Source organism: Enterobacter sp. FW301-JW81 (assembly GCF_058788735.1).
Genome location: NZ_JBYTBA010000004.1, coordinates 306,808 through 321,087 on the forward strand (window position 1 = coordinate 306,808; position 14,280 = coordinate 321,087).

The following is a 14,280-nucleotide window of genomic DNA, read 5'->3' on the forward strand; positions in this document are numbered from 1 at the left end:
GGCCTACTCGATCCCGTAGGCCCGGTAAGCGTAGCGCCACCGGGCGATGACGCGGCTCATACATCATGCCGCGACAACCCAACGTCCTTGAGCTGCTCGTCGCTCATCTGGCTCAGAATGCGGCGGGTACGGTTGATGCGATACCAGTTACGCAGCGTTTTCGCTACCCAGACAAACACGATAAACGGACGTTTTGAACGATTCTCGTAGAATTCCATGATGCTCTCCTCGCTGTGTCAGTGGGGTTATCATCACGGAAAACGGCCTGTACAATACAGATTCAAAAACTGCTTTTGTTTACCATACAGATCCGATAAAACGGTATCTGCATGGCGGTTTACCCATCAATCTGTACTGGTTTAACAATCTGTATGGTGAAAACAAAGGATACAGCATGACGCGCTACCAACATCTGGCCAACCTTCTGGCGGAACGTATCGAACAAGGGCTGTATCGCAGCGGCGAACGTCTGCCGTCGGTACGCACGCTGAGCCAGGAGCACGGCGTGAGTATCAGCACCATACAGCAGGCCTACCAGATCCTCGAAAATCTCCAGCTGATCACCCCTCAGCCGCGCTCCGGCTATTTTGTCTCGCAGCGTAAAGCCCAGCCGCCGGTACCGGCCATGACGCGCCCGGTGCAGCGCCCCGTGGACGTGACCCAGTGGGATGAGGTGATGATGCTGCTGGACGCCCGCGCCGACAAAGAGATGATCTCCTTCGGCGGCGGCTCGCCGGACATTAACCAGCCGAGCCTGAAGCCGCTGTGGCGCGAGATGAGCCGCATTGCGCAGCATAACCCGGGCGAGATGCTGAGCTATGACGTGCTTGACGGGCGGCTGGAGCTGCGCGAGCAGATCGCCCGCCTGATGCTGGACGGCGGCTCCACCGTCGCGGCAAACGAGATTGTGATCACCAACGGCTGCCACGGCGCGCTGTCGATTGCCCTGCTGTCGGTGTGCAAACCGGGAGATATCGTGGCGGTAGAATCGCCGTCGTTTCACGGCACCATGCAGATGCTGCGCGGCTTCGATATCAAGGCGATTGAAATTCCCACCGATCCCGAGACCGGGATCAGCATCGAGGCGCTCGAGCTGGCGCTGGAGCAGTGGCCTATCAAGGCGGTGATCCTGGTGCCCAACTGCAATAACCCGCTCGGGTTTATCATGCCCGAAGCGCGGAAAAAGCAGGTCTTATCCCTCGCCCAGCGGCACGATATCGTAATTGTTGAGGATGATATTTACGGCGAGCTGGCGGCTGAGTACCCGCGCCCGCGCACCATTCATTCGATGGATATCGACGGCCGCGTGATCCTCTGCAGCTCGTTTACCAAAACCGTGGCGCCGGGCCTGCGCGTCGGCTGGATTGTGCCGGGGCGCTATTACGACCGGGTGATGCACATGAAATACGCTGCGGGCGGGTTTAACGTCCCTGGCACGCAGATGGCGGTGGCGGCGTTTATCCGCGACGGCCATTACCATCGCCACGTGCGCCGCATGCGTCAGATTTATCAGCAGAATATGGAAACCTACACCTGCTGGGTGCGGCAGTATTTTCCGGCAGAGATTTGCGTCACGCGCCCGCAGGGAAGCTTCCTGCTGTGGATTGAGCTGCCGGAGAAGGTCGACATGGTGTGCGTCAGCAAGCAGCTGTGTCGGCTGAAAATTCAGGCCGCGGCCGGGTCGCTGTTTTCCGCCTCCGGGAAGTACCGCAACTGTCTGCGGATCAACGTGGCGCTGCCGCCGACGGATAAGCATCGCGAGGCGTTGAGGAAGTTGGGAGAGGCGATTGTGATTGCGATGGAGGAGTAGTGCGGTCCGATGCCCTCACCCCGACCCTCTCCCACAGGGAGAGGGTGAAAACCGCACCGGGCGCTGGCTAACGGCTCAGAACGTCCACGAAACGCTGCCCACAATGCTGCGTTCTGCGCCAAAGTAGCAGTAGGAAAGCGAGTTACACGCCGCCACGTAGCGCTTGTCCGTCAGGTTGTTAACGTTCAGCTGCGCGCTGATCCCCGTCAGCCCAATCTTAGACAGGTCGTACCCCACCACCATATCCATCAGCGTGTACGACGGCAGCGTATGGGTGTTCTGACGATCGCTGGTGACGCCGTTCACATAGCGTACGCCCGAACCCACGGTCAGGCCGTCAAGCGGACCCGTTTTGACGTCGTAGCTCAACCAGGCGCTGGCCATGTTACGCGGGGCATAAACCGCGCGTTTGCCCTGCTCTTCCGGGCTACTTTTCTTATAGCGAATGTCGGTATAGGTATACGCGGCCTGCATGCGCAGGCTGTCAGTCAACTGTCCAATCGCTTCCAGCTCAACCCCTTCTGACTCAATTTCGCCGATCGAACGGTACGGATCGGTTGGCTCCTCCTTGGTGGCGATGTTCTTCTGATTGATACGGAACACCGAGGCGCTGAACTGGCTGTTCATCCCCTCAGGCTCATATTTCACCCCGGCTTCCCACTGCTTGCCCTTCATCGGCTCCAGGATATTGCCCTGCTCGTCGGCAAAGCTGGTCGGCGTAAAGGCGGTTGAGTAGCTCACGTAGGGTGCCACACCGTTATCAAACAGATACAGCAGCGCCGCGCGACTGCTGACGTTGTGCTTATCCAGATCGCTGCGGGTATGGTTAAAGCTGTCGATATTTGACACGCTGACCCGGTCGTAACGCCCGCCTAGCGTCAGACGCCAGCGATCCAGGGACATCTGATCCTGCAGGTAATACCCCGTCTGGCGCAGCTTGTGCTTTTCCTGGCTGTACTGCGTAATGTAATCCGGCTTCGCGCCGTAGACCGGATTGAAGGCGTCGATCGGCGGAAATCCGCCGTAATAACCCGTCACGTTATTCGTGCGATCCTGGTAGTCCATCCCGATCAGCACGCGGTGGTTCACCGCCCAGGTGTCAAAACTGCCGTCGATCTGGTTATCCAGCGTGATGGCATTCATCTTCTCGTCGGATCCCGAATAGCCACGGTTAAGCTCGGTTTCATTCAGCCAGCCTGCGGCATAAACCTGGTTCAATTCCACTTTGGTATGCGCATAGCGCAGCTTCTGACGCACCGACCAGCCGCTGTCAAACATGTGCTCAATGTTGTAGCCCACCATGTTTTCACGACGATCGTATTTGTCATAATCATCCTCGCCTTCAAAGAAGGTGTTGGAGATTTTCTTGCCGTAGTGCGGTACGACAGTCCCTTCATACGGCAGGCCCGAGTGGCCGCCGCCTTCCGGATCGCGGTGCAGATAGGCCATCAGTTCCAGACGGGTATTGTCAGTGATGCGCCAGGTCAGGCTCGGCATCAGCGCGTAACGTTCTTCCTTCAGCGGATCGAACTGGGAATCAGCGTAGCGGGTCATCCCGCTGAGGCGCACCGCCACGCGGTCGTTATCGTCAACCGGACCGGTGACGTCGAACATCGCCCCGCGCTGGTTATTGTTCCCGGCGAACAGCTTGATCTCCCCGCCCGGATCGAACGACGGTTTACGGGACGTAAGAGCCACAATCCCACCCGGCGATGAGCGCCCGTACAGCACGGAGGCCGGGCCGCGCACCACTTCTACGCTCTCAAGGAACCAGGGATCGATCACCAGCGAGCTGTGGGAGTTGGTGTCTCCCATCATCTTCAGGCCATCGAGATAGATGTTATCCAGGCTGCCGTCGGAGAAGCCGCGCAGCACGATATAGTCGAAGCGGTTTGAGGCACCGATCTGATTGCTGTAGACCCCCGGCGTGTAGCTCACCGCCTGACGCACGCTGGTTGCGCCCTGCTCCTCGAACTGCTCGCGCGTGACGATAGAGACCGACTGCGGGGTTTCGATATCAGGGGTTTCAAGCTTAGTGGCCGCAGACTGCATCTGCGACGTCACCACCACGGTATCCGTTTTTTGGGCATCCTGCGCCAGCGCAGGAAAAACGACACTTCCGGTAACCCATCCCACCAGCAGTGCCAGACGCGTTTTAGCAAACATAACTCTCTCCAGAGATAATTCTTATTGTTAATAAGAATTATTACCTTTTTGAGAGAGCAAACGGCTATGCGTGCCGCCAGGTTACCTATGCGCGATGACAAACCGCACGGGAAGCGTTAGCAGGAACGGGAAAAGTGCATTACTGCGTTTTACGTACCTCGCCGGGCGAAATACCGTAGCGGCGACGATATGCGGTAGAGAAATTTGTGGCATGCTGGTAGCCGCACATCCACGCCGCCTGCTGTACGCTATAGCCTTCCAGCAAATAGCGCCGGGCCAGCGCGAGCCGACAGTCGCGGAGATAATCAAACAGCGTGCAGCCATAGCGCTGGCGGAACTTGCTGCGCAGGCTGCTTTGGCTCATTGCCGCGAGGGCGGCCAGTTCGGCAAGGGAGTGATTCTGTTCAGGCGACTGTTCCAGCATGCACCGTACGCGTTCCAGACGCGCATACTCCGGTCGACAGGGACGGTGTTGCTGACACTGATTCAGGCCATGGCCAAGCAGCTGATACATCAGCCCCTCTAGCAGCAGTCTGCGTGATAACGCGCATACACCCTGCTGCTGTGCATGCTGAATGCCGGAGAGCACGAATCCGGGAACGTGCCAGACAACGGCAGGCGCATTCCGGCTTTGCCACTCCAGCAGCAATGTTTCCAGCAGGCTTTCACGCCTGGTGTCATAGGGGTACACGCCAAACGAGAGCGTCTTCAGGGCACTGTCCGCATCGTGCCGCGCGCTCATAATCTGCTCTTCACTGAGGCAGGCGCTGAAGGCCATACCCGATCGCACGACATACTCGTTACCGCGGAGCGTTAGCGTGACGCACCCTTCCAGCACGACCAGCATATAGAGCGGGCTGCTGTGGCGAGAGGTCGTTTCGTAAGGCTGTAACACGCGAACGTCGGAGTGGGTCAGGGAAATGCCCGAGGAGAGCGTCATCTCTTCCACGTCCCCCTGGAGAACGGGAGTGCGGGTGGCGGCTGCATCTTTTAGCTGGGGAAAACGATAGTCGATGCCATAGCGCTCGCCGAATAGCTGAAAATCCTCAACAAAAAACAGGCGTTTCGCTGATGTATTTTCACTCTGGAGCATAATGTCAAGCCTGCATGGGGAAAAGGACAGGTCAAACAGTACCATTCACCGGGGATGGCGGCAATCTCTGGGCTTAACGGGATTATGCACCCGTGTTAGTCGAAAGATTATTACTGCCCATAAGGAAGAAAATATCCCCTTTTCATTTTCGTACCCGTTGAAAATGAGAGAAATAAAAAATTAAGAATGAGATGAATTATTACCGGATGGTTATTTCTCTTTCATAATTAAATTAACGCAACCAACGAGGAGGTATTTATGACGATTCGCAATAATCGGACAGAAATTTCACTGGCTCTTGGTGAAGCGGTATTAGACATCGTCCAGAAAGGCCATGAAGTGTCGCGAGAAAATCTGGCGCAGGCGATGAAAATAAAAGCGGAAAAAGAGCGCGATGACGAACGCCTTCTGAACTACTGGAAGGCGTGTAATATGCTGGTCTAAACGAGGCGGCGTTGAGCCTCACTCAACGCCGCCCTCCGCTACTCGTCGAAGTACCAGTATCCCTGGTTAATCAGCCCGGTGAGCTCTTCAACAAACGCCGGGTTATTCAGCGCATCGCCCAGCTCAGCCTGGCCGAGTTCGGTGTAGCGGCACAGCGCATCCGCCGCCTTCGCGTCTACCGTCTCCAGCTGTTCGCTGTTGATGAAGAAGCTGCCGTTGATGTTCAGCACGCGCAGGCCGCTCAGGCGAGACAGCGTTTCGCCGCCCTGCAGCGCGTCCAGCACCTCTTCCGGCGCATACGGCGGCTCGGCGGCTGCGATATCCAGCTCGTGGCGCGGCGTCGAAACAAAGCTGCCGAACCACTTCGTGAAATCATCTGGTTTGCTAATCATGTCGAACATCATCTGACGAATGCGATCGAGCTCGTACTGCTCCACGCGGCCAGGGTGCTCGCGACAGGTCAGATCCGGATCGCTGTAGTGCTCGCCGCCCAGATCGTTTTCCAGGGCGTAATCGGCGAAGCTGCTGATCAGATCGCGGCCGTTTGGCCCGCGGAAGCCAACGGAGTAGTTAAGCGCCGTCTCATGGGTAAAGCCGTCGTGCGGGAATCCAGGCGGGATGTAGAGGATATCGCCCGGGGCCAGATCTTCATCGATGATTGGCTCGAACGGATCCACATGCAGCAGCGCCGGGTGCGGGCAGAACTGACGCATCGGCAGCTTGTCGCCCACGCGCCAGCGGCGGCTGCCCATCCCCTGAATGATAAACACGTCGTACTGATCGATATGCGGACCCACGCCGCCTCCCGGCACGGAGAAGGAGATCATCAGGTCATCCAGACGCCAGTCCGGCAGGACGCGGAACGGACGCACCAGCTCCGCCGCGGGCATATGCCAGTGGTTCACCGCCTGCGCCAGCAGCGACCAGCCGGTTTCGCCCAGATCGTCAAAGTGCTCAAACGGACCATTGCTGGCCTGCCATTTGCCATTGAAATGGCTCACCAGACGGCTATCGACTTCCGGCTCCATCGCCAGCCCTGCCAGCTCGTCCGGGGTAATCGGATCGACAAAATTCGGGAAGGCATTTTTCAGCACAACGGGTTTTTTTTGCCAGTATTTTTCGAGAAATTCCGGCCAGTTCAGGTTCAGTTGATACGCCATGGATAGCACCAGTGAGAGGGGAAACAGGCGCGATTATAGAAGAGACGGTACGAGGGGAACTTGTCATGGGTCAAACGAGGACGTGTAGGTCGGGTAAGGCGTAGCCGCCACCCGACACGTACACGGCGATAAAACCTTAATCCAGCTTCAGCTCGTCATAATGGGTAATCAGTTTACCCACAATGCCGTAATCCAGCGCTTCTGCCGGAGACATCCAGAAGTTGCGGTCGGTGTCTTTTTTCACTTTTTCCAGCGGCTGGCCGGTGGCGTCAGCGATCAGCTTGTTCACGCGATCCAGCATGCGGATGATCTCGCGCGCTTCGATCTCAATATCCGTCGCCTGACCGCGCACGCCGCCCAGCGGCTGGTGGATCATAAAGCGGGTATTTGGCAGCGAGTAGCGGTGCTCTTTTTTCGCCGCCAGGAAGATGGTGATCCCGGCGCTCGCCACCCAGCCGGTGCCGATGACGTGCACTTCCGGGCGGATGAATTTGATGAAGTCGTGGATGGTATCGCCCGCTTCCACGTGGCCGCCCTGGCTGTTGATGTACAGCTTGATCGGATCGTTGCTGACGCTTTGCAGCAGGATCATCTGGGTGATCACTTTCTGCGCCAGCTCCTGGTTGATCTCACCGGAGATCACAATCGAACGAGACTCCAGCAGTTTTTGCTGCAGAGCGCCCGCGCCGTTTGACCCTTCCGCTTTATCCTTGTCGCTTTCTTTCAGTGTGTAGTGCATTGTTATTTCCTCAGCTTGTAGCGCTCAAAACCAGAGTGTAGCCTGTTTTACCGATCAAAGTCCTCACAGACAAATAACGAGGGAGCATATGCATATTGCCCATGTCGCACTCTGGACCCGCAGCCTGAACGCACAGGTTCAGTTCTGGGAAACGGTTTTTAATGGCCGCAGTAACGAACGCTACGTCAGTAAAAATCGTCCCGGTTTCGAATCTCACTTTATTACGCTGGATAACGGGCCGACCATCGAGCTGATGACGCTGCCGGATCTGCCTGACGCCCCTGCCCACCCGGAGTTTATCGGCTGGGCGCATATCGCCATCAACGTCGGCAGCAAAGCGCAGGTCGACGGCATGGCCGAGAGGGCACAGGCAAACGGCACGCTGCTCAGCGCCCCGCGCATGACCGGAGACGGCTTCTATGAAGCGGTGATCGCGGATCCGGACGGCAACCGCATTGAGCTTGTCGGTGCATAAAATCAGCGTTTCGTTGCTTAACCGCCCCGGTCACGTATCGCTATACTTCATCTTCATACGGTTATCATATTGTTAAATGATAATGATAGTTAATGTGTTAAGATGAAAGTCAGCATAAACAGTCTCTTACGTAAGCGTCGGGACTGTTTGCATCCTCGACATGTCAATCAGCACCGGGGCGGTGAATGGAACACATTGTGTATGTGGTAGATGACGATGACGCAGTCAGACAGTCCGTAATCGGGCTGCTGGACTCGGCAGACCTGAACGCCGTCGGCTTTTCATCGGCAGAAGCGTTTCTTCAACACCGCTTTGAAGAGCTACCGTCGTGCGTGGTCCTCGATATGCAAATGCCCACCATCTCGGGCTTTGAGGTGGCTGACGCCCTAAAGGACAGCGGGCGCGAGATCCCGATTATTTTTCTTACCGGCCACGGCACTATCCCGATGTCGGTGCGCGCCATTAAAGGCGGCGCGTACGAATTTCTCACCAAGCCCGTCGAATCCACCGCGCTGATCGATGCCATCGAGTCCGCGCTTCAGCTGGCGGAACACAACGCCGCGCGCAATAAAGAGCACTACGCCCTGAAGCAGCGCCATCTGTCCCTCACCCCGCGTGAACACGAGGTGCTGACGCTGGCGATAAGCGGCATGCTGAACAAGCAGATTGCCGCCGAGCTTGGCGTCAGCGAGATCACGGTTAAGGTGCACCGTCGCCGCGTGATGGAGAAAATGCAGGTGCGCTCCGTGGCGGAGCTGGTCAGGGCCGTTGAGCGCCTGACCAATAGCCTGCCTGCGGAGTAACCTTTACCCTTCCTGCGCCGCCAGCGGCAGCGCAAACGCGAACACCGTGCCGTACGGCTCCCGGCGTCGCGCGCTCAGCTTCCCGCAGTGCCGCTCGATGATGCTGGCGCTGATGGTCAGCCCCATCCCCATCCCCTGCGCTTTGGTGGAGTAGAACGAGTCAAAAATCTGCTCCAGCCGTTCGGGCTCAATGCCGCTCCCGGTATCGGCGATCTCGACGATCACTTTCCCATCCGCGTTGGCGGTGCTGAGGGTAATGGTGCTGGCGCGATCCTTGACCTCGGCCATCGCCTCTACCGCATTCATCACCAGATTCAACAGCACCTGCTGGATCTGCACACTGTCGCCGGTGATAAAGCTGTCCTGCGCCCTTAACAGATAATCAACGCTAATGTGTCGCTGCTCCAGCTCGCTGCGCGAAAGCGTGATGATATGGTGGATCAGGTAGTGCATGTCGATGCGCGAGAAGGTGGGATCCTGCTTGCGCGTCAGAGACTGGATGCTGCGAATGATCTCCCCCGCGCGCGCGCCTTCCGCGGCGATCTCCTCCAGCCCTTCGCGGACTTTGTCCAGCCGGGCGGGCTCGCGGTTGAGCCAGCGCAGGCTCGCCCCGGCGTTCGAGACGATCGACATCAGCGGCTGGTTGATCTCGTGGGCGATGGAGGAGGTCAGCTGCCCGACGGTGGTGGCGCGGGACACCCGCGCCAGATCCGCCTGCGCGACCCGCATGGCATCCTCCGCGGCGCGCTGGCTGGTGATGTCGGTGATGATGCCGTAATACTCGTTCACCTCGCTGCCCACGCCCACCGGATCGCCAATCCCGAGGATGTAGCGGGTTGAGCCGTCGGTACGCTTAACGCGAAACTCCGCGCGCATGGAGAGCCCGTCGCGCACGCTCCGGGTGACGATGGCGCTGATGCGGGCGTAATCGTCCTCGTGAACGAAGGTCAAAAACTCCGCCATGGAGATCATCTTTTGCTGCTCGGGCAGACCGAGAATGCGGGCGTACTCTTCCGAGACAAACATCAGATCCTGCTCCAGCTCCCAGCGCCAGCTGCCGGTGTGGCTGATCTGCTCGCCGAGCATCAGCGAGGTCTGGCTGGATCTCAGCTCTTTCTCCACCCGTCGGCGCTGGATGTTCTCCGCCAGCAGCTCGGCGTACAGCCGCGCCGTCTCCAGGGATACCGCGGCCTGCGCGCCCAGCAGGCTCACCACGCGCGAGTGCTCGGCGGTGAAGACCTCAGGCATCAGGCGGTTTTCCAGGTACAGCACCCCCACCAGCCGCGCCTGTTTGAACATCGGGACGCACATCACCGCCGCTCCGGATGTCACCAGATAGGGATCCTGACTGAAAGGATGAAACTCCTCCGGCCTGCCGGTGCGGATCTCCTGCCCGGTGCGGATCACCGCCGCCAGCACCGACAGCGGCAGGTCGGTCGCCGTCGGCACATCTTTCAGGATCCGCACCCGCACGCCCTCGGTGCTGGTCCAGGCGCTGGCCTCGATCTCCGGGATGAGGCTCTCGCTCACGCGCAGCAGCAGGCCGCGCTGCGCCCCGGCGCGTTCGAGCAGGATGGTCATCAGGTTTTCGATTAAGCGCTCAAGGTTAATCTCTTCCGACAGCGCGCGGGAGGCTTTGATGACGCTTTGCAGATCGCGGATGGTCTCGTTCTGGGCGAAGGCCACCGTGTCGTAGGCGCTGGCCTGCCCGGAGGCCAGCAGGTGCGGGAAATCCTGCTCCAGCTGGCATACCTTGGCCTGCGCGCCCGCGCGTCCCCAGGCGGCAATCGCGCCGCGGAAGTGCGCGTCCGAGGCGGTCGGGTAGCCGCAGGCCAGCGCAAAGCGCCCCGCCAGCTCGTGGGCCAGGGCGTTAATCGGGTTAAACCCGCCCTCGCGGGAGAGCCGGACCGCCTTCTCATACTGCTCGAGCGCAATGCTGTTCATCCCGTCCAGACGCACGATTTCGGCGTAGATCAGCGCCTCTTTATCCGCGAACGTGCCGGGATTAATGCGCGCCCAGAGGGCAATTTTGTCGTAGTGGGCGTGAATGCTGCGGCGGTGATTCGCCGAGAAGGTCTCCGGCGTCAGCTGACGCGACAGCGCCAGGGCGCTGTAGAGATGGTAGTCCAGCAGATGGATGTGCCCCGGCGCAGACCACGCGTACCAGCCCGCCATCTCGAGATCCGCCTGCGCGTCGGCATACTCCCCGCAGGTAAAGTGCGCCATGCCGCGATACAGCCAGTACCAGAACAGCATGGTGGCGTTCTTCTCCGGCGCCTGCTCCGGCGACGCGGGAAGCAGCGCCTCCGGCAATACCTGCGACGCGGTCCAGGTGCCGATGACCGGCGTGCGCAGGAACTCAACGTAGCCGCGTTGAACCATCAAAATGGTTTCCACGTCCTGGAAGTGGGTTTTACGCACGAACGCCAGGCCGCGATCGATGCTGGTCAGCACCCCGTCCAGGTGGTCGCCCCGCGAGAGGAAGTTAATCACCTGGTGGCAGGCCGCAAAGCAGGCCATCGTCATATCCCCGTGGGTCACCGCCGAGGTGAAGCAGGCCTTCGCGCACTCGATGGTAAACGATAAAGGCTGGGTCCAGACGCTGAGCTGGTCGAGCGGCAGCAGGGTTTTGGCTTCGAAGGCATCGTAGCCGTGGCGATTGACCAGCTCGCGGGCCAGGGTGCCGTACTGGAACCCGAGGCGATATTCGGCGTAGCGGTGGCCCATCAGCACGCCAAACCAGGCCATCGCCGTGGTGGACGCGCCGGTAATGCCGTGGTCGAGGGTCAGGTGCATCATGCGGCAGAGCAGCAAAAAGTGCAGGCGCGGGCAGATGAAGCTGGCGCAAATGCTGGCGCTGTAGAGCAGGTTCATCACCGCTTCGGTTTCCGGGTTATCCATCCGCGACAGCTGGGCAAACAGGTTTTGCGGCGCGTCGGCCGTGCGGTTGCAAAACAGCGCCCAGGCCTCGTCGCAGTCGGCATCTTCCGGATAACGGCTAATCTGGATCCCGAAAATCCCCAGCCAGCAGAGCGCCGCCTCCAGCGCCAGACGGCTGTCCGACTGGCGAATGTAGACTTCCACCAGCAGGTTGGCCGCCAGCGCCTTTTCGGTCAGCCCGCCGGGGCAGCCGAGAATGGCGTCACACAGCTCGCGGGTGCGCTCCAGATGCCCCAGCGCAAACTCGCAGCCCGCCTCTTCGATATCGAGCATAAAGTCTGACACCGTCCCGGCGTTGCCCAGCGCTCTGGCGGTCTGGATATAGCCGAGCGCCGAAAGGTAATCTCCCGAACGCTTCGCGCGTCGCGCGGCCAGCAGGCTCAGCTCGCGGAACATCTGGCGCTGCGGCGCGGGCTGGATGCTGTCCAGCGCGGCCGTGACGTGGTGAACGGCGCGGAACAGCAGCTCGTTCCCCGCCGCCTGACGCGCGGCGTCGGCCAGCAGGCTGGCGGTGGTCAGGTGAATATGGCTTTTCTCATGGCGATCCAGCAGCGCAAAGGCCGCCTCCTGCACCCGGTCGTGGGTGAAGGCATACTTTTTTTCCGTCAGCACGATGAGCTGGGCCATTACCGCCGGGTGCAGCGCATAGCGCATTTCCGCCATCGATATACCAACCACGCGGCAGATCATCTCCATCTCGCCCGTGCCGCCGAGGCAGGCAAGGCTGCCCAGCAGGCGACGCGTCTCGTCGGGCAGCTCTTCCAGCTTCTCCAGCACCAGGGTGACGACGTTTTCGGTGTAATGCCGGGCGCGGATGGCCTGCAGATCGTAGTGCCACTTGTCCTGATATTTGTTGTGCACCACCAGGCCATCATCGACGATGCGGCGGAAAAACTCGTGCACAAAGAGCGGGTTGCCGCCCGTCTTCTCGTGGATCAGCGTGGCGAGGTCGTTCGTCGCCGCGCTGCGGGTGCGAAATACCGTCGCCAGCCAGCGCGCCACCGCTTTCACGGAAAGCGCCTGCGGGACAATCTCGCTCGCGTTTTGCGCCGCCTCCGGCAGGCCTGCCAGCAGCGCCTGCAGGGCGGCGTCGGACACGGAACTGATATCCCGGTGGGCCGCGACCACCAGCAGCGGAACCGCGCCGCAGTTCATCAGCAGATATTTGAGCGTATGCAGGCTGGCGGCGTCGCTCCACTGGAGGTCGTCGAGCACCAGCACCAGCGGACAGCCCTGCGAGGCAAAGGTTTTTACCAGCGCCAGCACCATGTGGCTAAAACGCGCCCGGGCATCAATGGAAAACGTATCCGCCGAGAATCGCGGCTTGCTCTCCAGCAGCAGGCCCAGCTCGGGCACCAGGCTAACGGCCAGCGCCTCGTGCCCCTCCAGGGCGCGGGAGAGGCGGATTTTCCACTTCGCCACGTCCTCTGCGGGCAGCCCGAGCAGGTGCAGCGTCAGGGTGCGGAACGCGGAGCTTAATACGCCGTAGGGCAGCGACGGCGAAAACTGATCGACTTTGCCCACCGCCAGCAGCACCGTACGCTGCTGCAGCGTTTTGAGCGCCGTCGCGATGATCGAGGATTTGCCGATCCCCGACGGCCCGCCGATCGTCACCAGCTCAGGCACCAGGTTCTGCCCCACCCGCTCAAACGCGGCAATGACGTCGTTCGCCTGCGGATGGGTCGCGAACAGGGAGTCCGCCAGATGGATCGCCGGGGTGCGGTCCTGCTGGCCGGGGGTAAAGGCGACGATCTCGCCCTCGCAGGTCAGCGTTGCCTGGCAGCGGCGGAGATCGGCAATCAGGCCGTCGACCGTCTGGTAGCGGTTATCGGGGTGCTTTTCCAGCAGCTTCAGGATGATGGTCGACAGCATTTCCGGCACGTCAGGGCGGATCGCGTCCGGGGCCAGCGGCGCCGAGGCAATATGGTAGTGCGCCCAGTGGGTCCGATCGTCCTCCCCCAGCTCAAACGGCAGGCGCCCGGTCAGGAGTTCATACAGCACTATGCCGAGACTGTAGAGATCGCTGCGGCCGTCGACGGGGCGCTGGGTGCGGGTGGTGTGCTCCGGCGACATATACGCGGGCGTACCGCCTGAAACGGCAAGCCGGGTCTGGGTGATGGCATCGGAGAGGCTGCTGGAAAGACCAAAGCTGCCCAGACGGCAGGTGGCATCGTGCTGAACAAAAATCGTGCCGGGCTTGATATCCCCGTGGATCAGGTTTTGCAGATGCATCTGGCGCAGGGGAACGCAGATCTGGATCGCCATCTCGATAAAGCGCGCGATGCCCGAGATCGCCCTGCCCGCGCGCCGCGCCAGCAGCTCAAACGCAAACGGGGCGTACACCAGCGCGAAGCGCCCGCGGTACTGGGTGGAGGCAACGGCGCGGATGGCCCAACTGTCCTGCAGCATATCGCGCAGCGCAAACTCGTTTTTGAGCAGCCGGGTGGCCCGCTCTTCCTCTTCGTCGCTCACCGCGGTGGCGATAATGAACGAGCCGCCGGAATGGGGATGTCGCGCGTGCATCCAGGCGATACCGCCCTCCTGCGCCAGCACGGTAAAAATCACATCCTCTTTAAGGACAAAAACCCGCCCCTGGTGAAGATTCCCCTGGGCGGGCCAGAATGCAGGCTGCTCGTGTTCGTTCATCCGC

The 14,280-nt window shown here is 60.1% G+C and carries 10 protein-coding genes; 4 read left to right on the top strand and 6 right to left on the bottom strand.

Translation table 11 applies throughout. The features are described from left to right. Nucleotides 1-56: 56 nt before the first annotated feature. Nucleotides 57-218 carry a DUF1127 domain-containing protein gene (locus AC3WOK_RS14895; protein WP_063428712.1) on the bottom strand — a complete coding sequence of 54 codons (162 nt, stop codon included), beginning with the start codon at nucleotides 216-218 and terminating at the stop codon, nucleotides 57-59. Between the two features lie 176 nt (nucleotides 219-394). Here AC3WOK_RS14895 and AC3WOK_RS14900 point away from each other — a divergent pair, with 176 nt between their 5' ends. Then, complete coding sequence (locus AC3WOK_RS14900) at nucleotides 395-1,810, top strand: aminotransferase-like domain-containing protein (protein ID WP_059312684.1); 1,416 nt, start codon at nucleotides 395-397, stop codon at nucleotides 1,808-1,810. Between the two features lie 75 nt (nucleotides 1,811-1,885). Here the strand turns inward: AC3WOK_RS14900 and foxA are convergent, their stop codons facing one another. Together foxA and AC3WOK_RS14910 are read right to left on the bottom strand one after the other, a co-directional pair. Then, complete coding sequence (gene foxA, locus AC3WOK_RS14905; protein WP_492354740.1) at nucleotides 1,886-3,976, bottom strand: ferrioxamine B receptor FoxA; 2,091 nt, start codon at nucleotides 3,974-3,976, stop codon at nucleotides 1,886-1,888. 139 nt (nucleotides 3,977-4,115) lie between these two features. Continuing rightward, nucleotides 4,116-5,069, bottom strand: a complete 954-nt coding sequence (locus tag AC3WOK_RS14910; RefSeq protein ID WP_492354741.1) for a helix-turn-helix transcriptional regulator — start codon at nucleotides 5,067-5,069, stop codon at nucleotides 4,116-4,118. A gap of 258 nt (nucleotides 5,070-5,327) precedes the next feature. Here AC3WOK_RS14910 and AC3WOK_RS14915 point away from each other — a divergent pair, with 258 nt between their 5' ends. Continuing rightward, a complete protein-coding gene (locus tag AC3WOK_RS14915) occupies nucleotides 5,328-5,513 on the top strand; it encodes a hypothetical protein (protein WP_010427252.1) in 186 nt (61 codons plus the stop codon). Nucleotides 5,514-5,551: 38 nt separating this feature from the next. On the opposite strand, the gene AC3WOK_RS14920 is transcribed toward AC3WOK_RS14915, so the two are convergent. Next, nucleotides 5,552-6,673: a ribosomal protein uL16 3-hydroxylase gene (locus tag AC3WOK_RS14920; RefSeq protein ID WP_010427254.1), complete on the bottom strand. Its 1,122-nt coding sequence runs from the start codon at nucleotides 6,671-6,673 to the stop codon at nucleotides 5,552-5,554. A 136-nt stretch (nucleotides 6,674-6,809) separates the two neighbouring features. Continuing rightward, nucleotides 6,810-7,412: an ATP-dependent Clp protease proteolytic subunit gene (locus AC3WOK_RS14925; RefSeq protein ID WP_008501342.1), complete on the bottom strand. Its 603-nt coding sequence runs from the start codon at nucleotides 7,410-7,412 to the stop codon at nucleotides 6,810-6,812. 88 nt (nucleotides 7,413-7,500) lie between these two features. Here AC3WOK_RS14925 and AC3WOK_RS14930 point away from each other — a divergent pair, with 88 nt between their 5' ends. Then, nucleotides 7,501-7,887 (top strand): VOC family protein, encoded by a 387-nt coding sequence (locus AC3WOK_RS14930; RefSeq protein WP_063428703.1) that lies wholly within the window; start codon nucleotides 7,501-7,503, stop codon nucleotides 7,885-7,887. A 185-nt stretch (nucleotides 7,888-8,072) separates the two neighbouring features. Further along, nucleotides 8,073-8,690: a response regulator transcription factor gene (locus AC3WOK_RS14935; protein WP_059312687.1), complete on the top strand. Its 618-nt coding sequence runs from the start codon at nucleotides 8,073-8,075 to the stop codon at nucleotides 8,688-8,690. Between the two features lie 3 nt (nucleotides 8,691-8,693). Here AC3WOK_RS14935 and AC3WOK_RS14940 read toward each other — a convergent pair whose 3' ends face one another. After that, on the bottom strand, nucleotides 8,694-14,276 hold the full coding sequence (locus tag AC3WOK_RS14940; RefSeq protein ID WP_492354742.1) for an ATP-binding protein: 5,583 nt from the start codon (nucleotides 14,274-14,276) through the stop codon (nucleotides 8,694-8,696). Between the last annotated feature and the right edge of the window lie 4 nt (nucleotides 14,277-14,280).